At 64.5% G+C, this 19,530-nt stretch carries 17 protein-coding genes; 1 reads left to right on the top strand and 16 read right to left on the bottom strand.

What is annotated here, in order from left to right; genetic code table 11:
- Positions 1 to 11: 11 nt before the first annotated feature.
- The 8 genes from C5P05_RS29555 to C5P05_RS29520 form a co-directional block, all read right to left on the bottom strand.
- Positions 12 to 1,187 carry a CaiB/BaiF CoA transferase family protein gene (locus C5P05_RS29555; protein WP_198674907.1) on the bottom strand — a complete coding sequence of 392 codons (1,176 nt, stop codon included), beginning with the start codon at positions 1,185 to 1,187 and terminating at the stop codon, positions 12 to 14.
- A gap of 11 nt (positions 1,188 to 1,198) precedes the next feature.
- On the bottom strand, positions 1,199 to 2,368 hold the full coding sequence (locus C5P05_RS29550) for an acyl-CoA dehydrogenase family protein (RefSeq protein WP_114973452.1): 1,170 nt from the start codon (positions 2,366 to 2,368) through the stop codon (positions 1,199 to 1,201).
- 8 nt (positions 2,369 to 2,376) lie between these two features.
- Positions 2,377 to 3,882 carry a class I adenylate-forming enzyme family protein gene (locus C5P05_RS29545; protein WP_114973451.1) on the bottom strand — a complete coding sequence of 502 codons (1,506 nt, stop codon included), beginning with the start codon at positions 3,880 to 3,882 and terminating at the stop codon, positions 2,377 to 2,379.
- Between the two features lie 105 nt (positions 3,883 to 3,987).
- The gene (locus tag C5P05_RS29540) at positions 3,988 to 4,971 is read right to left on the bottom strand and encodes a Bug family tripartite tricarboxylate transporter substrate binding protein (RefSeq protein WP_114973450.1); all 984 of its coding nucleotides are present in this window, start codon (positions 4,969 to 4,971) and stop codon (positions 3,988 to 3,990) included.
- 165 nt (positions 4,972 to 5,136) lie between these two features.
- Positions 5,137 to 5,553 carry a PaaI family thioesterase gene (locus C5P05_RS29535; protein ID WP_232834716.1) on the bottom strand — a complete coding sequence of 139 codons (417 nt, stop codon included), beginning with the start codon at positions 5,551 to 5,553 and terminating at the stop codon, positions 5,137 to 5,139.
- Between the two features lie 131 nt (positions 5,554 to 5,684).
- Positions 5,685 to 6,866: a thiolase gene (locus tag C5P05_RS29530; protein WP_114973448.1), complete on the bottom strand. Its 1,182-nt coding sequence runs from the start codon at positions 6,864 to 6,866 to the stop codon at positions 5,685 to 5,687.
- Positions 6,863 to 7,291, bottom strand: a complete 429-nt coding sequence (locus C5P05_RS29525; protein ID WP_198674906.1) for a Zn-ribbon domain-containing OB-fold protein — start codon at positions 7,289 to 7,291, stop codon at positions 6,863 to 6,865. Before C5P05_RS29525 ends, C5P05_RS29530 begins: the two co-directional genes overlap by 4 nt.
- 14 nt (positions 7,292 to 7,305) lie before the next feature.
- Positions 7,306 to 8,211: an SDR family NAD(P)-dependent oxidoreductase gene (locus C5P05_RS29520; RefSeq protein ID WP_114973504.1), complete on the bottom strand. Its 906-nt coding sequence runs from the start codon at positions 8,209 to 8,211 to the stop codon at positions 7,306 to 7,308.
- Positions 8,212 to 8,500: 289 nt separating this feature from the next.
- Between C5P05_RS29520 and C5P05_RS29515 the strand changes: the two genes are divergently transcribed.
- Entirely contained in the window at positions 8,501 to 9,394 is an 894-nt protein-coding gene (locus C5P05_RS29515; RefSeq protein WP_114973447.1) for a LysR substrate-binding domain-containing protein, read from the top strand.
- Here C5P05_RS29515 and C5P05_RS29510 read toward each other — a convergent pair.
- From C5P05_RS29510 to C5P05_RS29475, 8 genes are all read right to left on the bottom strand, one after another.
- On the bottom strand, positions 9,391 to 10,173 hold the full coding sequence (locus C5P05_RS29510; protein WP_114973446.1) for an enoyl-CoA hydratase-related protein: 783 nt from the start codon (positions 10,171 to 10,173) through the stop codon (positions 9,391 to 9,393). The two genes, C5P05_RS29515 and C5P05_RS29510, sit on opposite strands and share 4 nt — an antisense overlap.
- Before the next feature lie 38 nt (positions 10,174 to 10,211).
- Positions 10,212 to 12,197 carry an acetoacetate--CoA ligase gene (locus C5P05_RS29505; protein WP_114973445.1) on the bottom strand — a complete coding sequence of 662 codons (1,986 nt, stop codon included), beginning with the start codon at positions 12,195 to 12,197 and terminating at the stop codon, positions 10,212 to 10,214.
- Positions 12,194 to 13,417: a CaiB/BaiF CoA transferase family protein gene (locus C5P05_RS29500; RefSeq protein WP_114973444.1), complete on the bottom strand. Its 1,224-nt coding sequence runs from the start codon at positions 13,415 to 13,417 to the stop codon at positions 12,194 to 12,196. The genes C5P05_RS29505 and C5P05_RS29500 overlap by 4 nt, the downstream gene beginning before the upstream one ends.
- Positions 13,418 to 13,432: 15 nt before the next feature.
- Complete coding sequence (locus C5P05_RS29495; RefSeq protein ID WP_114973443.1) at positions 13,433 to 14,221, bottom strand: enoyl-CoA hydratase/isomerase family protein; 789 nt, start codon at positions 14,219 to 14,221, stop codon at positions 13,433 to 13,435.
- 203 nt (positions 14,222 to 14,424) lie between these two features.
- Positions 14,425 to 16,017: an AMP-binding protein gene (locus tag C5P05_RS29490; protein ID WP_114973442.1), complete on the bottom strand. Its 1,593-nt coding sequence runs from the start codon at positions 16,015 to 16,017 to the stop codon at positions 14,425 to 14,427.
- A 115-nt stretch (positions 16,018 to 16,132) separates the two neighbouring features.
- A complete protein-coding gene (locus C5P05_RS29485) occupies positions 16,133 to 17,071 on the bottom strand; it encodes an electron transfer flavoprotein subunit alpha/FixB family protein (protein WP_114973441.1) in 939 nt (312 codons plus the stop codon).
- Positions 17,071 to 17,820 carry an electron transfer flavoprotein subunit beta/FixA family protein gene (locus C5P05_RS29480; protein ID WP_114973440.1) on the bottom strand — a complete coding sequence of 250 codons (750 nt, stop codon included), beginning with the start codon at positions 17,818 to 17,820 and terminating at the stop codon, positions 17,071 to 17,073. The genes C5P05_RS29485 and C5P05_RS29480 overlap by 1 nt, the downstream gene beginning before the upstream one ends.
- Before the next feature lie 79 nt (positions 17,821 to 17,899).
- Complete coding sequence (locus C5P05_RS29475; RefSeq protein ID WP_114973439.1) at positions 17,900 to 19,513, bottom strand: long-chain fatty acid--CoA ligase; 1,614 nt, start codon at positions 19,511 to 19,513, stop codon at positions 17,900 to 17,902.
- Positions 19,514 to 19,530 lie beyond the last annotated feature (17 nt).

Genomic DNA, 19,530 nt, shown 5'->3' with positions numbered 1-19,530 from the left:
CGATCTCGCGCTCAGATGGCTTGGTCCGCACGCAGCCGGGCGATGTCAGTCGCGCCGTAGCCGAGTTCGGTCAGGATGGCTTCGGTGTGCTGGCCCAGCGCCGGCACCGGTCCCATGGGCGGCGGCTCGCTGCCGCTGAGATGGTGCGGCGGGTACAGCGCGGGCAGCGGGCCGCCGGGCGAGTCGATCTCGGTCCAGCGCCCGCGCGCCGCCAGTTGCGGATGCTTCCACAGGTCGGCCATCTCGTTGAGTTGGCCGTTGGCGATTTGCGCCGCGTCCAGCCGCACGACCAGTTGCGCCGCGGTCAGGGTGGCGCACACGCCTTCGATGATCTTGCGCAGTGGCTCGCGCTGGGCCAGCCGGTTGGCGTTGCCCAGGTACTGGGCGGTCAGCTCGGGCAACTGCAGCACCTGGTTGCAGAAGGTGGCCCATTCGCGGTCATGCTGCACCGCCAGCACCACCTGCTTGCCGTCGCCGCAGGTAAACGGGCCGTAGGGGTAAATGGCGGCGTGCGAGGCGCCGGCGCGCGGCGGCGGCGGCTGGCCGTCCAGCGTGTAGTAGAGCGGAAAGCCCATCCATTCGGACATGGCTTCGAGCATGGAAATTTCGAGCCGCTGGCCGCGCCCGGTGCGCCCGCGCTGCAGCAAGGCGGCCAGCACGCTGCTGTAGGCGTACATGCCGGCGGCGATGTCGGCAATCGACAGGCCCGCCTTGGAAGGGTGCTCGGGCGTGCCGGTGACCGACACAAAACCGGCTTCGCTCTGGATCAGCAGGTCGTAGGCTTTTTTCTCGGTGTAGGGGCCGCCGTCGCCATAGCCGGAGATGTCGCACACCACGATGCCGGGGTTGACCGGCGCCAGGCTGGCATGGTCCAGCCCCATGCGCGCAGCAGCGCCGGGGGCCAGATTTTGCACCAGCACGTCGGCCCGCTGCACCAGCTTTTGCAGCACGGCGCGGGCCTCGGGATTTTTCAGGTCGAGCGTCAGGCTTTCCTTGGAGCGGTTGCACCAGACAAAGTGCGAGGCCGAGCCGTGGGCCCGTGTGTCATAGGCGCGGGCGAAATCGCCCTCACCCGGACGCTCGACCTTGATGACGCGCGCGCCCAGGTCAGCGAGCTGACGGGTGCAGAACGGCGCGGCAATCGCGTGCTCCAGGGTGACGACCAACATTCCTTCCAATGGACGCATGGCAATGTCTTTCAAAATGAACGGGGCAGCCCGAGCACATGCTCGGCCACGTAGCTCAGGATCAGGTTGGTGGAAATGGGCGCGACCTGGTACAACCGGGTCTCGCGGAACTTGCGCTCCACATCGTATTCGCAGGCAAAGCCAAAGCCGCCGTGGGTTTGCAGGCACATATTGGCCGCCTCCCAGGAGGCCTTGGCAGCCAGGTACTTGGCCATGTTGGCCTCGGCGCCGCAGGGCTGGCCGGCGTCAAACAGCGCGCAGGCCTTGAAGCGCATCAGGTTGGCGGCCTCGGTTTCGATGTAGGCCTCGGCCATCGGGAACTGCACGCCCTGGTTCTGGCCGATCGGGCGGTTGAACACCATGCGCTCGCTGGCGTAGCGCCGCGCCTTGTCCAGGAACCAGTAGGCGTCGCCAATGCATTCGGCGGCAATCAGGGTGCGCTCGGCGTTCAGGCCGTCCAGGATGTACTTGAAGCCCTTGCCTTCCTCGCCAATCAGGTTTTCCGCGGGGATTTCCAGGTTGTCGAAGAAAACTTCATTGGTCTCGTGGTTCACCATGTTGGCAATCGGCTGCACCGCCATGCCCTGGCCGATGGCATCTTTCAGATTGACGATGAAGATCGACATGCCTTCGGACTTGCGCTTGACCTCGGCCAGCGGCGTGGTGCGGGCCAGCAGGATCATCAGGTCGGAGTGCTGGATGCGCGAGATCCACACCTTTTGCCCGTTGACCACGTACTTGTCGCCTTTCTTGACGGCGACGGTCTTGAGCTGCGTGGTGTCGGTGCCGGTGGTCGGTTCGGTCACGGCCATGGACTGCAGGCGCAACTCGCCGCTGGCGATTTTGGGCAGATAGCGTTTTTTCTGCGCGTCCGAGCCATGGCGCAGCAAGGTGCCCATGTTGTACATCTGGCCGTGGCAGGCGCCGGCGTTGCCGCCGGCGAAGTTGATCTCTTCCATGATCACCGAGGCTTCGGCCAAGCCCAGGCCCGAGCCGCCGTACTCGGCCGGTATCAGCGCAGCCAGCCAGCCGGCCTCGGTCAACGCATTGACAAAGGCTTCGGGGTAGCCGCGCTCATGATCGACTTTTTGCCAGTAGGCTGAATCAAAACTGGCGAACATGCCGCGCAGGGCTTCGCGCATCTCCTGGTGGGCATCGTGGGACGGAATGTGGGTTTTCATGGATAGACTCAAGGTTGTGGATACAGTTCAAGCAGGCTGCGTTTGAGCACCTTGCCGCTGTGGGTCATCGGCAGCGACGTGATCGGCACGACCCGCGCCGGCCGTTTGTACGGCGCCAGGTTCTCCCGGATGAAGGCCTGCAGGGCCGCCATGTCCAGCACCGTGCCGGACGCGGTCTCGACGAAGGCGAGGATTTCCTCGTTGCCGTCGGACTCGCGCCGCCCGACCACGGCGCTGCGCTGGATGCCGTCAAAGCGGTTGAGCACCGTCTCCACTTCACCCGGGTACACATTGAAGCCGGAGCGGATGATCATCTCCTTGAGCCGGCCCACCACGAACAGCGCGCCATCCGGCGCGAGGTAGCCGATGTCGCCGCTGGCGTACCAGCCGCCGGGGCGCATCACCTGGGCCGTGGCCGCCTCGTCGCGCAGGTAGCCGGGCATCAGGCCCACGCCACGCATCCAGATCTCGCCGCGCTCGCCAGCGGGCAGCTCGCTGCCTTCGCTGTCGACGATGCGCAGCTCCGCCCCTTCCACCGGGTAACCGGCCGAGGTGTCGGTGCGGGCCACGCCGCGCGGGGTCAGGCACAGCGCGCCGGCGTATTCCGACATGCCGTAGCCGTGGTGTAGCGGCTGGCCAAAGCGGGCCTCGACCGCCTGCTTGAGCGCCAGGTCCAGCGGCGCGGCGCCCGTGTAGACATAGCGCAGCCGGGGGCAGTTCGGCCTGGCGATGCCAGCTTCGTCCAGCCAGGCCAGCAGGCGCGTGAACATGGCGGGCGGCCCTTGCAGGTTGGACACGCCCAGGCGGGCCAGCGCATCAAACACGTCCGCAGGGTCGAAGTGACTGCGCATCACGAGACTCGCGCCAGCGTGCAGCGAGGCCATCAGCACGGTGCCTAACCCGAAAATATGCGTCATCGGCACGTAGGCGTAAGACAGGTCGTCCGGCCCCAGGCCCCGCGAAGCGGCGGACAGGCGCGCAAACTGCAGCAGCCCGGCATGGGTCACCAGCACGCCTTTGGGCGCGCCGGTGGTGCCCGAGGTAAAGATCACCGCCGCCACACGCGGCACCAGCTCGCCCTGTTCGGCCTGCGCCTCGGTCCGCACCGGGCTGCGCTGCAAGGCGGCGAGCGCCGAGGCCCGCGCGCCGGCGCGCACGGCATGCTGCTGCGCCGCCGGCGACACGCCCATGGTGAAGTAAGTCACGCGCGGATCGGCCTTGTCGACAAAGGCCTTGATCTCGCCGGGCGACATGCGAGCATTGACGCCGCAAGACCAGGCGCCCACGCGGCTGCAGGCCAGGATCAGCGCCACGTGCTCGGGGCAGTTTTCGGCCACTATCATGACCCGGTCGCCGGGCAGCACGCCGTCGGCGCGCAGTTCCTGCGTCAGCAACTCTACCCAGGCGCCCAGCGCGGCGTAGCTCAGGCTCGTGCCGGGCAGAATCAGGAACGGCCGCTCGGGAGAATCCTTCAGGCGCTGCTCAAACAGGGAATGGATACGGGGATCAGTCATGCAATGTTCCGGGGCAAAAGATAAAAGAAATCGCGGCTTATCGCTGCACGGCCCGGTGATCGCCCCAGGCGCACCGGTTCGCACAGCGTACGAAGCGTGGCCTTCTCAATCCACCTGAATGCCTTTGGTCACGGTGGCCCACAGGGCCAGCTCCTTGCTGGCTCGGTCCGACAGGGTTTTGGGCGCGCCCAACCACAAGTCATATCCCTGCTCGACCAGCTTGCTGCGCAGCTCTTCGTTGGCAAGTGCCTTGCGTGTCGCATCGTTATAGCGGTCCACGATGGCAGCCGGCAATTTGGCAGGGCCGTACAGGCCGAACCAGCCACCCACCTCGTAGTCAGCAATGCCTTCTTCACGCATGGAGGGCACGTCGGGCAGCGAAGGATTGCGTTCGCGCGACGTCACGGCCAACGCGCGCACCCGCCCCGAGGTGATGTAGTTGCGGGCGCTGCCAACAATGTCGAACATCATGCTGATCTGCCTGCCAATCACGTCGGTCATGGCCGGGGCATTGCCTTTGTAGGGGATGTGGTTGAACTCGGTGCCAGTGCGCTTGGCAAACAGCTCGCCACTGAGGTGATTCGAAGCCCCCACGCCGGCCGAGCCATAGGTCAGCTTGCCAGGGTTGGCTTTGGCGTAGACCAGCAACTCCTTGATGGTTTTGAAGGGCTGGTCCTTGCTAACCACCAGCACGTTCGTATAACTGAGAATGGGAGCGATCGGGCTGAGGTCTGTGACCGGGTTGAACGACATGGACTTCAGGACGTGCGGACTGATGGTAATGGTCGGGCTGCCTGCAAAAAACAACTGCAGTCCGTCAGGAACTGCTTTGGCCACCGAGTTTCCGGCCAAGACCCCGCCGGCACCGGGCCTATTTTCCACAATCACCACCATGCCCAGCTCCTTGGCCAGCGCGGGGGCAAACAGCCGGGCTGCAGCGTCCACCGGGCCGCCTGCGGCATAGCCGACGACCAATCTCACGGGCTGTGAGGATTGCGCCTGCACGGCCAGTGGCCCAAATGTCACCAGCCCAAGCAAGGCCGCAGAAAGCCCGCGACGGGCACGCTTGACAAGTTTGAGGTTGTCCATAGTCTTTGTCTCCATTGTTGTAAAAAATCGGAACTCACGACCATGGGTGGGCACTTGCCTACCCATGGTCGTCCAGTTACGTCGCTCCGGATGGCACCCCTTCAGGCCGCGGCGACCCGCTCAAGCACCGGAAGCGATCGACACGCGACGGTCCAACCCGGCCCATCATGGTTGAACGTATTTGAAGGTGCCCATGGCCTTGGCCACGAGGTCACCGGCCTCATCCTCGATGCGCGCTTCGCAAAAACACACCGATCGCCCGCCGCCCAGCGCCGTGCCGTGCGCCACCAGACGTCCGCGACCCGGCTTGAGAAAACTGGTGGACATGTCGATGGTGACCACGGCCCGCTGAAAACCCGATTTGGAGAGGGCCGCGCTGGACATGGCGACATCGAGCAGGGTCATGATCACGCCGCCATGCGTGGCTTCAAAATTATTGGTCAGTTCGTCGCGGGTCTCCAGCACCATCCGGGCCTGCCCTGCCTCGCAGAACTCCCGCCGCAGGCCCAGCAAACGGTTGAATGGCACCCTGGCAAACAAGGTCGATGTATCGACCTCCGGCAAGCTTATTTCAGTATCCAACACACACTCCTTCATCAAACCGCAGCGCAGGGCGGTTGCGGGTTTTCATGCCAGGTGCTCGCGCACCCTGTGGCGGGCCCTCACGCGCTGCGGGATCAGGCTGGTGCCCACGTTGCGGCCGAACAGTCTGCTCACAATGCCGCCGCCGTTCCCAGGATCGCAGTCGCCTGGCTCGACAGCGTGCCACCGTTGCCATGCGCCAGTGCGGTCACCGCGCCGGCGATTTGCCGCTCACCGCAGTCACCGCGCAGCTGTCGCACCGCCTCGATCAGCGCAAAAATGCCGTACATGCCGGGGTGAACACAGGACAGGCCACCGCCGTTGGTATTGACCGGCAGGTGCCCGCCGGGTGCAATACCGCCGTTTTCGACAAAGCTGCCGGCCTCGCCTTTTTTGCAAAAGCCCAGGTCTTCGAGGAACAGCAAGGTATTGATGGTGAAGGCGTCGTAGACCTGCACCACGGCCATGTCTTTCGCCGACAGGCCGGCCATGGCATAAGCCTGGCGACCGGACTGGCTGGCCGCGGTGACGGTCAGGTCGTGCATGGACGAGATCTGCCGGTTCCACACGGCGGTCGCGTTGCCCAGCACATACACCGGCGGTTTCGGCAAATCACGGGCCCGGTCGGCGCGCACCAGCACATAGGCGCCGCCGCCGTCGGTGACCAGGCAGCAGTCGCGCACGCTCAAAGGGTCAGACACCATGCGGGCGGCCAGCACATCGTCGATCGACAGCGGCTCGCGCATGAAGGCTTCCGGGTTGAGCCGGGCCCACGCCCGTGCGGCCACCGCCACCTCGGCCAGCTGGCGGCGCGTGGTGCCGAATTCAAACATGTGGCGCGAGGCCGCCAGCGCGTAGGACGACAGCGGCTGCATCGGCTCGTAAGGCGCTTCATAGGGCTGCGGGTCCAGCCAGCGGCGGGCCGCGCCGATCTCGCGCCGGCCGAACTGCGCCGAGCGCTGGGCGCTGCCGTAACACACCAGCACCGCATTGCACTGGCCGGACTGCAGGGCATGCATGGCCGGCAGCAAATGGGCGATGAAGCTGGAGCCGCCCAGCATGGTGCTGTCGATGTAGCGCGGACGCAAGCCCAGGTACTCGACCACCGGCATGGCCCACATCGTGGCCGCGGCGCTGGCGGTGCAGATGCCGTCAATGTCGCTCATCTTCAAGCCGGCGTCCCGCACGGCGGCGCGGGCGGCGCGCGCCAGCAGCTCCATGTCGGTAAAACCCGGCGTTTCGCCGCAGCCAAAGGTGGCCACGCCGGCAATCGCCGCGCTGCCGCGCAATGCCTTGAGGGAGGTGTCACTCATGCTGCAACTCCTGTGGTGCCGGCCGCAGCCGGTGCGGGATCAAACAGCACCAGGCCGCGCCCGTCGGTGAGCTGGACCCGCGCCTGGACGCGCTGGCCGATTTTCAGTTCCAGCGGTTTCATGTTCTCGACACGGCTCATCAAGCGCACACCTTCGTCCAGATCGACCAGCGAGACGTTGTAATCGCCGCCGGCCTCGAATTTTCTCCGCACGGTGGTCACGGCGTAGACCGTGCCGAGACCGGTGGGCGCAACCCAGCCGAGTTCGGCCGAGCCGCAGTGCGGACAGCTCTCACGCGGGAAGTGCACATGCTTGCCGCAATCGGCGCAGCGCTGGATCAGCAGGCGCCCTTCGTCGAGCGCCGATTGGTACATGGCTTGGACGCCGCCGCCCGCTGCCACAGGAATGGACTGGTTTTGTGTCATGTTTCGGGCCTGTCTCAAATCGGATCCCAGCTGAACACGTCGCCGGAGCGGTCCAGCGCAAAGAAGCTGGCTTTCAACGCGGGCAGCGCGTGGCTGGCCACGGCCTGCGGAGTCCAACCTTCGGAGCGGTGTACCGAGCGGATCGGGCGCGGCTGGCTGATCAGGAAAATTTCGTTGTTACGCACCGCAAAAATCTGGCCGTTCGCGTCGCGTCCCGCTTCGCTGGCCAGGCAGACGGCCAGCGGCGCGATCTTGGCCGGCGTCATCTGCTTGATGCGATTGACCCGGGCCTGCTCTTCCGGGGTATCAGTCGGGATCGCGCCTATCATGCGGCTCCAGGCAAATGGGGCGATGCAGTTGGAGCGCACATTGAACTTGAGCATGTCCAGCGCAATCGACTTGGACAGCGCCACCACACCGAGCTTGGCCGCGGAGTAGTTGGCCTGACCAAAGTTGCCGATCAGGCCCGAGGTCGAGGTCATGTGGATGTAGTTGCCCGATTCTTGCGCCTTGAAATGCGGCGCGGCGGCGCGGCTGACGTGATAGGCGCCGTACAGATGCACCTTGATCACGGCATCCCATTCGTCGTCACCCATCTTGTGGAAAAAGCGGTCGCGCAAAATGCCGGCGTTGTTGACGACGCAGTCGATGCGGCCAAAGCTATCGAGCGCGGCGGTGATGATGTGCTGGGCGCTCAGGGCTTGCGACACGCTGTCGGTGCTGGCCACCGCTTCGCCGCCGGCGGCGCGTATTTCGTTGACCACTGCCTGGGCCGGCCCGGCATCAACGCCCTCGCCCGCCACCGAAGCACCAATGTCGTTGACCACCACCCGGGCGCCTTCGCGCGCCATTGCCAGCGCGATGTCGCGCCCAATGCCGCCACCGGCCCCGGTGACGACCACTACCTTGCCTGCCAGCATGAATGAACTGCTCATTGTCTCAAGTCCCCTGATTTGTATTGAAGCGCCTGCTGCGCGGAAATAGGGCATCGTCGCCGAGCCCGGGCAATTCAACAATCTGTAAATTCAGTAGCAAGGCTTCTGAATTTTCGAAGTCTGGCTCGCACCGCACGGCCCCATGCTGCTTTTACCGGCCTGCCAAATTCGTAAATATACGTACTAGCCGATGGTACGGGCCGGTCAGCGCCGGCGCACAGCCAAGGCTTAATCCATGCCGAAGGCTGGGCCGGCTTTGCGTTAGCATGGCGTCATGCAATTTGATCTGACAGACCTGCGGCTTTTTGTATCAACGGCCGATGAGGGCAATATGACCCGTGCCGCGCAGCGGCAGCACCTGTCGCTGGCAGCGGCCAGCGCCCGCATCAAGTCGCTGGAGGTCCAATCCGGCTTGAGCCTGTTCTACCGCGAGGCCAGAGGCGTGCGTCTGACGCCGCCCGGTGAAGCTTTTTTGTACCATGCACGTGGCGTGCTGCGGCAAGCCGACCAGCTGCGCAGCGACCTGCAGGAATACGGCGGCGGCCTGCGCGGGCATTTGCGGGTGTTTGCCAACACCACCGCAGTGACGGATTTTCTGCCGGAAATCCTGCCCGGCTTTTTGTCGGCCCATCCTAGAATCAACATCGACCTGCAGGAGAAGCCGAACGCCGAGATTGCGCACGGCGTGCTCGACGGCCGGGCCGATGTCGGCATCGTGGCCGGCAAGGTCGATACGCTGGGCCTGCAGGCGATTCACTTCAGCACCGACCGCCTGGTGCTGGCCACCGCGAAAAACCACCGCTTTGCGCGCCGCAAGAAAATCGCCTTCGCCGAAACGCTGGACGAAGACGCCGTGGGCATGCAACACGGCAGCACCTTGCAGACCTTTCTGGCACAGGTCGTGGACAGCCTGGGCAAGCCGCTGAAGCTGCGCATCCAGCTCTCCAGCTTTGATGCGATGTGTCGCATGATTGGTGCCGGCGTTGGCGTCGGCATTGTTCCGGAGTCCGCCGCGCGGCGCAACCAGGCCGACACCGGCATCGTGCTGGTCGAACTGACCGACCCCTGGAGTGTGCGCGAGCGTTTCATCCTGGTGCGCAAGCGTGAGGCCTTGCCGCACTACGCCGAGTCGCTGATTGAAACACTGTGCGCTCATTACCGGGTTTAGCGGAATTTGCTGAAATCAGGCTTGCGTTTTTCAAGAAAGGCACTGGCGCCTTCCTGCTGCTCGCCGGTGTTGAAGTAGTTGGGCGCCACTTCCTGGATCAGGTCGTTCATGTCCTTGCCCATGATCGGCGCCATGTGGTGGTAGAACGAGCGCTTGACGATCTTCAGGCAGGTCGGCGACAGCGACAACAGTTCGTCGCAATACTTCTGTACCTCCGCGTCGAGCTGGGCCATCGGCACCACCGAATTGGCCAGACCCCAGTCGAACGCCTGCTGCGCGCTGTAGCGGCGGCACAGCATCCACAGCTCGCGCGCCCGCTTGTGGCCAAGCACATTGGCCGCGTGCGAGACGATGTAGCCGCCCGCCGGTGAGCCGACGCGCGGTCCGTTCTGGCCGAAGATGGCGTGCTCGGCGGCGATGGTGAAATCGCAGAAATAGGCGATGTGGTGACCGGCGCCAATGGCATAGCCATTGACACGCGCGATCACCGGCTTGGGGCATTCGGCGATCTGGCGGTTGAAGTTGAACTCCAGGTCCTCCAGGCCGCTCTTGCCCCCCTCGCCCTTTTCCCAGTTGACATCACCGCCGACGCAGAAGGCGCGCTCGCCGGTCCCGGTCAGCACGATCACGCCCACCTTCGGATCGTTGCCGGCCTGGGCCAGCAGTCGCTCCATCTCCTTGATGTTGTCGCCGGTGAACGCGTTGAGCGTCTTGGGGCGATTGAGGGTGATGGTGGCAACAAAGTTCTTGACTTCGTAAATGACTTCCTGATCGCTCATGGTGATTCCTTGTGGATGAAAAAGAGACTTTGAAAAAATTAGCTGGCTCGCGTGGCGCGGACGCGTGCAAACTCAAGAAACCAATCGAGGCTGGCGGGGGTGGCCAGCGCATCGCGGTTGACCACCTTGTCGATGGCTTGACCGAGTAGCAGTTTCTTGATCGGCAGTTCGAGCTTCTTGCCGGTGAGCGTGCGCGGCACCTCGGCCACGGCGAACACATCGTCCGGCACATGGCGCGGCGACGCAGCCGCGCGGATGGCGCTCTGGATGCGCCCGATCAGCGGCTCGTCCAGCGCCACGCCCGGGCGCAGCACGACGAACATCGGCATGTAGCTTTCGCGCCCCAGGTATTCGAGGTCGACGACCAGGCTGTCGAGCACTTCGGGCAAGGCCTCGACCACGCTATAGATGTCGCTCGTGCCCATGCGCACGCCGTGGCGGTTGATGGTGGTGTCGCTGCGGCCGTAGATGATGGCGCCTCCGCGCGGTGTGATTCGGATCCAGTCGCCATGCCGCCACACGCCAGGATACATGTCGAAATAACTGTCCAGATAGCGCTTGTTGCCGGGGTCGTTCCAAAAATAGATCGGCATGGACGGCATGGGCGCAGTGCAGACCAGTTCACCCACCTCGTCCACGACCGGCTGGCCTTGCTCGTTGAAGGCCTCGACACGCGCGCCGAGGCAACGCCCCTGCATCTCGCCCACAACAACGGGCAAGGTCGGCACACCGCCGACGAAAGCCCCGGCGAAGTCGGTGCCGCCAGAGATCGGGTTAATCCAAGCATCGTGTCCGACATGCTTGGCTATCCAATGGTAGCTTTCCGGGGACAGTGGCGAGCCGGTCGAGCCCACGGTGCGCAGCGGCCCCAGCGCGCCCACCTCGCGCGGCTCGACACCGGTTTTCTGGCAGGCCGCATAAAACGCCGCGCCTGCCCCCAGAAACGTCACGCCGATTTCCCCCGCGAAACGCCACAACGTGGTGTAGTCGGGCCAGGCCGGGTTGCCATCGTACAGGCAGGCCGTCGCCCCCACCAGCAAGCCGCCCACCTGGCAGTTCCACATGATCCAGCCGGTGGTGGAAAACCAGTGGAAGCGGTCTTCGGGACCGAGGTCGTTGTGCAGGCGCATCAGCTTGACCTGCTCCAGGACGATGCCGCCATGGCCATGCACGATGGGTTTGGGCAAACCTGTGGTGCCCGACGAATACACGACCCACAGCGGGTGGTCGAAAGGCACCGATTCGATGCGCAGTTCAGCCTGGGCGCTGACCACCTCGCTCCAGAGCAGGCCAGCGCGCAGCGCACCCACGCTGGCGCTGCGCTCCAGGTAGGGCAAGAGCACGCAGCGCTCGACGCTGGGCAGCCCGTCGAGCAGCATGGCCACGGTGTCGCGCCGGTCGAAGCGCTTGCCGCCCCAACGGTAGCCATCGACCGCGATCAACACCTTCGGATCGATCTGCCGGAAACGGTCCAACACCGTGGGCGCCCCCATGTCGGGCGAACACACCGACCAGATCGCCCCCACTGAAACCGTGGCCAGAAAAGCCACCATAGTCTGCGGAATATTGGGCAGGTAGGCCACCACGCGGTCGCCCGGCCCCACGCCCGCCGCGCGCAGCCACTGCGCCAGCGCGGCCACTTCGTCTTGCAAGGTGCGCCAAGACATGTCCGCCCGCTCGCCCGCTTCATTGCGAAAAACGATGGCCGGTCTGGCGTCCGTGGCGTGGCGGAATACCTGCCGCGCATAGTTGGTGCGCGCGCCCACGAACCATTGCGCACCCGGCATCCTGCGATCGCTCAGAACCGGTCCATTCCAGTCGTCGAGCGGCAGCTCAAAATAGTCGACAATGGCGCTCCAGAAACCCTCCAGATCGTCCACGGACCATTGCCACAAGGCCTCGTAGCCGGCGAAGCGCAAGCCTTTTTCGCGTTCCAGCCATTGCTGGAACCGGGTCAACTCGGCACCCGCGATGCGATCCGCACGGGGGGTCCACAAGATGTCGGGGGCGTGGTTTTGGCTCACTTTTTCGTTCCTGCCGTGGATTCAATGGCTGTTTCGTGCAGACGAATCACGCCCGCGCGCACCAGTTGCTCAATCTCCTGCGCACCGTAGCCCAGCCCGGCCAGCACTGGGCCGGTGTGCTGCCCCAGCGCGGGAGGCGCCAGCATGTCCCCGATCTTGCGCATGCCTGCGGCAAGCTGCGCCGGAAAAGGGATCAGCGGCAGCCCCGGCATCGCCGGATGCTCCACGAAACGGGCGGCCAGCACCGGGTCGGCCATGGCCTCAGACACCGTGTTCACCGGACCGCAGGGAATATCGGCGGTCTCGAAGGCCGCCACCCAGGCAGCCGCCGGACGGGTGATGAAAATCGCCTCCAGTTCGGCCAGCAGCACCGGCCGGTTGACAATGCGCACGGCGTTGCGCTGGTAACGCGGATCGGTGAGCCACTCGGGCCGCTCCACCACGGCGCAAAAGCGCTTGAACGCCCCTTCATTCACCACCGACACGCTGAACCAGGCGCCGTCGGAGCCGCGAAAGTGGCGGCTCGGCACCGCAATCGGCAGGTTCACCGAGCGAATCGGCTCGCGCTGTTCAATCGCATACTCACCCACCTTGCCCGCTAGAAAATTAAACATGGTGTCCGCCAGCGACAGCTCCACGCACTGCCCCTGGCCGGTCTGCTGCCGGTGCATCACCGCGGCCAGCACGCCCAAGGCGCCGCACATGCCGGAGGCCACGTCGATGATCGGCAAGCCAATGCGAATCGGCGCTTCACCCTCATCGCCACTGGCATAAAAGGCACCCGTCATGCCCTGCACCACGCTGTCGACCGAGGGCCTGAGCCGGTAGTCGCTCTGCTCACCGAAGGCGCTGACCATGTAGTACACCAGCGTCGGGTTGATGCGCCGCACCGCCTCGTAAGTCAGCGCATGGGCCTTGGCAAAGTCGGGGCGAAAATTGTGCACCAGCACGTCGGCTTTTGAAATCAGCCGCTCCAGCACCGCGCGTCCGGCCGGGGTACGTATGTCCAGCGCGATCGACTCCTTGCCCCGGTTGCAGGCCATGAAATTGACGCTGGACTCGCCATAGAACGGCGGGCCGAAATGCCGCCCCTCCTCGCCCGCCATGGCCTCGACCTTGATGACGCGCGCGCCCAGGTCGGCCAGCACCATGGCCGCATAAGGCCCGGCGATCAGACGCGACAGATCGATGACGGTGATGCCGTTCAGAATGCCTTGCACAGCGCCGCCCTGCCCTTACTTGCCGGCGCGCTGGCGGCTGCGGAAAGCCGCAATGCCGGCGCGGTGTTCGGGCGTGTCTTCGAGCACCGCCATGTGCGAGGACACCATGTCCAGGTGCGTGGCGAGCGCCATGGTCTGGCTTTGGTAGACGGCGCGGCGAAAGAAACGCACCGCCTGTTGCGGCTTGGAGGCAATGGTGCGCGCCATCTCGTAGGTGGCGGCCATCAGTTCGGCGTCTGGCACCACACGGTTGACCATGCCAATGCGCTCGGCTTCTTCGGACCCCACCACGCGGCCGCTCCAGAACAGCTCGAGCGCGCGCGCGGCGCCAATCAGCCGCGGCAGAAACCAGGCGCCGGCATCGCCCGCCATCAGGCCAATGTTGATATAAGTTTCGGCCAGCGTGGCCGAACTGGCCATCAGCCGGATATCGCACATCAGCGCCATGTCCAGGCCGGCACCACGCGCCGCGCCGTTGATGGCGGCGATCACCGGTTTTTCCATGCGCTCCAGCGTCAGCGCGATGCGATGCACATGGCGGTAGAGGAAATCCTTGCGCTCCATGCTGTCCATTTCGCTGAACTTGGCCATTTCCTCGAAGTCGCCACCGGCACAGAAAGCACGCCCCGCCCCGGTGACGACGATGACCTTGACACGCTCATCGGCCTCGGCCTGTTCGAGCGCCGCGCGCCAAGCGTCGACCATTTCAAGATCGAAGGCGTTGAGTTGATCCGGCCGGTTGAGGGTCAGGGTCGCGATGCCGTCGGCATCGACCGTGAGCAAAATAGGGGATTCGACGGACATGGGGAGCCTTTCTGACAGTGGGATGAACAATGGACAAGGGCGACTGTCCGCGCCTGCCGGAAACCGACTGGTTTCGATAAACGCCATGCAACCATATTAACAGAACGGTTGTTAGTTAGAAAAATAGACCGAAACACGCCTTGCAAGCAAGGCCTGGTAACAGGCGCGGGCGTGTGTTGCACACCCCATGACCTTCACGACACCTATCGTTCGATGTCCTCGTACAGGGTACGGTAGCTGTCACGCAGCGGATGCTTTTGAAGCTTGCCGGTGGAGGTCATCGGCAGCGCATCGACGATGCGGATTGTCTTCGGGACTTCAAAGCCGCCAAGATATTCCTTGCAATGCTGGACCAGCCCGGCCTCGTCGATCTGAGCACCGGGCTTGAGCACCACGAAAGCAGTGACCGCCTCAATCCAGCGCGGGTGCGGCAGCCCCACCGCCGCGGCATTGGCCACCGCTGGGTGGCGTAGCAAGACGGCCTCCACCTTGACCGAGGGCACGTTCTCGCCACCGGTCTTGATCATGTCCTTCTTGCGGTCCCTGAACATCATCTGGCCATCGACCCACATGCCGAGGTCGCCGGTGTGGTGCCAGCCGAAAGCGCGTGCATCGGCGGTGGCTTCGGGATTTTTGTAGTAGCCCTCCATCACGTTCGGACCGCGGTGCACGATCTCGCCGACTTCGCCGGGGCCGAGCAGCTTGCCCGCGTCGTCCATCACCGCCGTGTCGTTGATCAATGCACTGACGCCCCAGTAGGAACCAAAGCGCTTGAGCTGCTCTTCGGGCCGGAAGGCCATGGTGAGCGGGTACATCTCGGTCTGACCGGTGGCCAGTGCGTAATTCGGGCAGAACTCGGCGATCAGGCGGCGCAGCAGGGTCTCGGCCATGGGCGCCATGGCGTACACGCACATGCGCAGGCTCGACAGATCGCGCCCCGGGCGCGAGGGATGATCGAGCATGGTCTGGTGCATCAGTGGCAGGCCCACCAAAAAGGTCACCCGTTCACGCTCGATGGCGTCGAGCATCGCGGCGGGGTCGAAGGCGCGCATCACAATCACCGTGCCGCCGCCCGCCAGTACGCCACACATCAACGTGTGCTGGGCGCAATGAAAGAGGGGCAGCACGGCAATGTTCACGGCATCGCGCCACACCCCCAACTCAAGCGCATTGTTCATCGCCGCCATCACCACCGACAAATGGCTTTGCATCACCCCCTTGGGACGGCCGGTAGTGCCGCTGGTGTACATGATCTGGGCCACGTCGCGGTCGTGGATTTCGACCTCGGTTTCTGTAGCCGACTGCCCCGCAGTCGCCGCGGCAAAGCTGCTGAAAGCCCCGACCCCCTCGCCTTCCAGTACCCAGCCGCGACCGGCTTGCGCTTCGATGGCGGCATGCAACCCCGGGCGCGCCAGCAGGGCGGCATCGACCAGCACGAAGCGCGCCTCGGCATGCTCGATGATGTAGCGCACATCATCGAGCCCGAGACCGGTGTTGATCGGCACCCAGATCAGCCCCGCACGGTGGATGCCGAACATGGCCACGATGAAATCGAGCGAGTTGTTGCAGAAGGTCGCCACGCGATCACCTCGAACCAGTCCGGTCGCAAGCAATGCATTGGCACAGCGACTCACACGCTGGTCCAATTCACCGTAAGTCATGCGCTCGTCACCCAGCACCAGTGCGGTCTTGGCGCAGTCACGCGCTGCGGAACGACGCAAAAAATCGCCAATGGCTACACGTGCAATGGCACCTGGAGGCGGCACGTCGAGGGTGACGGGAGTGGAAGATGTCATGGTTGGTGTCTCCTGCGGGTCATGTGAAAGGCTGTCACTATCACGGAGCGGTCGGCACAGCCTTACCAACCTTCCCGACTTGGGCCGACCGCGACGACCGGCCCGGTGTGCAATATTAGAGCGCGGCGATCAGTTCCGGCACGGCGGCGAACAGATCGCCCACCAGCCCATAGTCGGCGACCTGGAAGATCGGTGCTTCGGCGTCCTTGTTGATGGCGACAATCACCTTGCTGTCCTTCATGCCGGCCAGGTGCTGGATGGCGCCCGAGATGCCGACCGCCACGTACAACTGGGGTGCCACGATCTTGCCGGTCTGGCCGACCTGATAGTCATTGGGCGCGTAGCCGGCGTCAACCGCCGCACGCGATGCGCCGAGCGCCGCGCCGAGCTTGTCGGCCAGCGGCTCCAGCACGGCGTGAAACTTGTCGGCCGCGCCCAAGCCGCGCCCGCCCGACACGATGACCGATGCGGCGGTGAGTTCCGGCCGCTCCAGCTTCACCACCTCACGTCCGACCAGGCTGGTCAAGCCGAGATCGCCGCCCGCGTCCAGCGTCTCGACCGCTGCCGTGCCGCCCGCACCGACCGGGTCGAAGGCGGTGGTGCGAATGCTCAGCACCTTGATGGCATCTTTCGATTGCACGCGGGCCAGCGCGTTGCCGGCATAGAACGGGCGCAGGAAGGTGTCGGGCGACTCGATGGCGATCACGTCCGACACCTGGGAGACATCCAGCAAGGCCGCCACGCGCGGCAGCACGTTCTTGCCAAAGGCCGTGGCCGGCGCCAGCACATGGGTGTAGCCGGCATCGGCGCGCACGCGCGAGCGCACCAGCTCGGCCAGGTTCTCGGCCAGGTGGGCCTCATGGTGCGCCGCGTCGGCGTGCAGCACCTTGGCGACACCCGCGATCGCCGCGGTGGCCTGGGCCACGGCCGCGCAATGGCTGCCCGCCACCAGCACATGAATATCACCGCCGATGCGCGTGGCCGCGGCAATGGTGTTGAGCGTGGCCGCTTTGAGTACGGCGTTGTCGTGTTCCGCAATGATCAGGGTTGTCATCAGATCACCTTCGCTTCTTCTTTTAGTCGTTTGACGAGTTCGGCCGTGTCGGCCACCTTGATGCCGGCCTTGCGCGCCGCCGACTCGCTGACATGCAGGGTCACGGTGCGCGGCGCGATGTCGATGCCGAGCTCGGCCACCTTGATCACCTCCAGCGGCTTTTTCTTGGCCTTCATGATGTTGGGCAGCGTGATGAAGCGCGGCTCGTTCAAGCGCAGGTCGGCCGTGATCACGGCCGGCAGCTTCATGGCCAGGGTTTCCAGGCCACCGTCGATCTCGCGCGTGATGGTGGCAGTGTCGCCGCTGATCTGCACCTTGGAGGCGAAGCTGGCCTGGGCCCAGCCCATCAGCGCGCCGAACATCTGGCCGGTCTGGCCAGCGTCGTCATCAATCGCCTGCTTGCCGAAGATGGCGAACTGCACGCCTTCTTTGGTGGCCACGTACTGCATCAGCTTGGCCACCGCCAGCGGTTCGAGCGCGGCGTCGGTTTCAACCAGCACGGCGCGATCGGCGCCGATGGCCATAGCGCTGCGCAGCGTCTCCTGGCAAGCGGTCGGGCCGCAGGACACGACGATCACTTCCGAGGCGACACCGGCCTCCCGGAGGCGCACCGCCTCTTCGCAGGCGATCTCGTCGAACGGGTTCATGGACAACTTCTGGTTCGCGAGATCGACTCCCGAACCATCGGACTTGACGCGGGCCTTGACGTTGTAGTCCAGCACCCGCTTGACGGCGACCAATATCTTCACTTTATCTCCACGTGATTAAAAAATAAACAATTCAAGAATGGCCAGATCGGCGCCCAAATCCGGCCCCTTCAATCCCGGCTCACGCCCACTGCCAGTCCTTGTACATATCGCGCAACTTGGTTTTGAGAAACTTGCCGGTCGAGGTGTGCGGAATTTCCTTCACGAAATCAAAACCCTCGGGCAACTGCCACTTGGCGAAGGTCTTGGCCAGATGGTCGCGAATCTCGTCGCCGGTGGCGCTCATACCTGGGCGCAGCACGATCACCGCCAGCGGCCGCTCGGCCCAGCGCGGGTGCGGCACCGCGATCACGGACGCCTCCAGCACAGCCGGATGCCCCATCACGGCGTTTTCCAGATCGACCGAGCTGATCCATTCGCCGCCCGACTTGATCAGGTCCTTGGTGCGGTCGGTCAGGCGCAGGAAACCTTCGGTGTCGATGCAGCCGACGTCGCCGGTGCGCAGCCAGCCATCGGCGGTGAAGCCGCTTTCGTTGACGGGCAGGTCGTGATAGCTGCCGGTAATCCACGGCCCACGAACCTGGATTTCGCCGACCGAGACACCATCCCACGGCGCCTCGCCCTCTTCGCCGATCAGGCGGATGTCAACCAATGGCGCGGCCATGCCCTGCTTGATACGGAAAGCATATTGCTCTTCCTTGGGCAAGGCCCGCATCCCGGGCTTGAGCACCGACACCGTGCCCAGCGGCGACATCTCGGTCATGCCCCAGGCGGTGCAGACTTCCAGATTGAACTCGTCAAAGCCGCGGAACAGCGACTCCGGCGCCGCCGAGCCGCCGACCAGCATGCGCATGCCAGGCACCAGGTCGTACTTGCCCGGGTTGGCACGCAGCGTCTGCAGCAGCGACAGCCAGATGGTGGGCACCCCGCCGGTGACGGTGACGCGCTCGCGCTGGTACAGGTCGAGCAGGGAGTCCGAGTCAAGATGCGGGCCGGGAAACACCTGCTTGGCGCCGACAAAGGTCGAGATGAACGGCAGACCCCAGGCATTGGCGTGGAACATGGGAACCACCGGTAGCACGGTGTCGGTACCCGCCACGTTGATGCCGCCCGGCAGGGCCGCCACCAGCGTGTGCAACACGGTGGAGCGGTGCGAATAGACCACGCCCTTGGGGTTGCCGGTGGTGCCCGAGGTGTAGCACATGCCGCAAGGCGCGTTCTCGTCGACCTCGACATACTTGAAGTCACCGGTGGCGCCAGCGATGAAGTCTTCGTAGTTTTCATAGCCCTGCGGCACCGGCTGGCCGGTCAGCGGCACCACGATGATGCGCTCGAAATTGACATCCTTGGCAAACTGCGCCAGCAGCGGCAACAGCACGTCGTCCACCAGCAGGATGCGGTCCTTGGCGTGGTTGACGATGAAGGCAATGTCGTGCGGGAACAGGCGCAGGTTGAGGTTGTGCATCACCGCGCCGGCCGCCGGAATACCGAAGTAGCACTCCAAGTGGGCGTAGTGGTTCCACATCAGGGTAGCGACCCGGTCACCGGGCTGGATGCCGGCCTTGACCAGAGCCTCGGCCAGCGCCTTGGCCCGGCGGTGGAAGTCCGCGTAGGTGTGACGGTGCAGGGACTTGTCAGGCATCCGCGAGACGATTTCCACCTTCGGGTGGTACAGCCTGGCCCGCTCCAGGAAATGATTGAGCGAGAGCGGCACTTGCATCATGGTCGATTTCATATTCACCTTTCAACTCC

Origin of the sequence: Rhodoferax ferrireducens (assembly GCF_003347515.1) — a bacterium.
Classification (GTDB): domain Bacteria; phylum Pseudomonadota; class Gammaproteobacteria; order Burkholderiales; family Burkholderiaceae_C; genus Rhodoferax.
The sequence above is the reverse complement of the archived record's forward strand: the minus strand, read 5'-3'. Positions and strand labels throughout refer to the sequence as shown.

What these genes read in the sequence shown, in the direction of transcription:
- C5P05_RS29510 (WP_114973446.1), bottom strand. Translation starts at nt 10,173, where the DNA reads ATGAGCGATCAGGAAGTCATTTACGAAGTCAAGAACTTTGTTGCCACC.
- C5P05_RS29475 (WP_114973439.1), bottom strand. Translation starts at nt 19,513, where the DNA reads ATGAAATCGACCATGATGCAAGTGCCGCTCTCGCTCAATCATTTCCTG.
- C5P05_RS29530 (WP_114973448.1), bottom strand. Translation starts at nt 6,866, where the DNA reads ATGAGTGACACCTCCCTCAAGGCATTGCGCGGCAGCGCGGCGATTGCC.
- C5P05_RS29550 (WP_114973452.1), bottom strand. Translation starts at nt 2,368, where the DNA reads ATGAAAACCCACATTCCGTCCCACGATGCCCACCAGGAGATGCGCGAA.
- C5P05_RS29490 (WP_114973442.1), bottom strand. Translation starts at nt 16,017, where the DNA reads ATGACATCTTCCACTCCCGTCACCCTCGACGTGCCGCCTCCAGGTGCC.
- C5P05_RS29540 (WP_114973450.1), bottom strand. Translation starts at nt 4,971, where the DNA reads ATGGACAACCTCAAACTTGTCAAGCGTGCCCGTCGCGGGCTTTCTGCG.
- C5P05_RS29495 (WP_114973443.1), bottom strand. Translation starts at nt 14,221, where the DNA reads ATGTCCGTCGAATCCCCTATTTTGCTCACGGTCGATGCCGACGGCATC.
- C5P05_RS29485 (WP_114973441.1), bottom strand. Translation starts at nt 17,071, where the DNA reads ATGACAACCCTGATCATTGCGGAACACGACAACGCCGTACTCAAAGCG.
- C5P05_RS29520 (WP_114973504.1), bottom strand. Translation starts at nt 8,211, where the DNA reads ATGCTGGCAGGCAAGGTAGTGGTCGTCACCGGGGCCGGTGGCGGCATT.
- C5P05_RS29545 (WP_114973451.1), bottom strand. Translation starts at nt 3,882, where the DNA reads ATGACTGATCCCCGTATCCATTCCCTGTTTGAGCAGCGCCTGAAGGAT.
- C5P05_RS29515 (WP_114973447.1), top strand. Translation starts at nt 8,501, where the DNA reads ATGCAATTTGATCTGACAGACCTGCGGCTTTTTGTATCAACGGCCGAT.
- C5P05_RS29525 (WP_198674906.1), bottom strand. Translation starts at nt 7,291, where the DNA reads ATGACACAAAACCAGTCCATTCCTGTGGCAGCGGGCGGCGGCGTCCAA.
- C5P05_RS29555 (WP_198674907.1), bottom strand. Translation starts at nt 1,187, where the DNA reads ATGCGTCCATTGGAAGGAATGTTGGTCGTCACCCTGGAGCACGCGATT.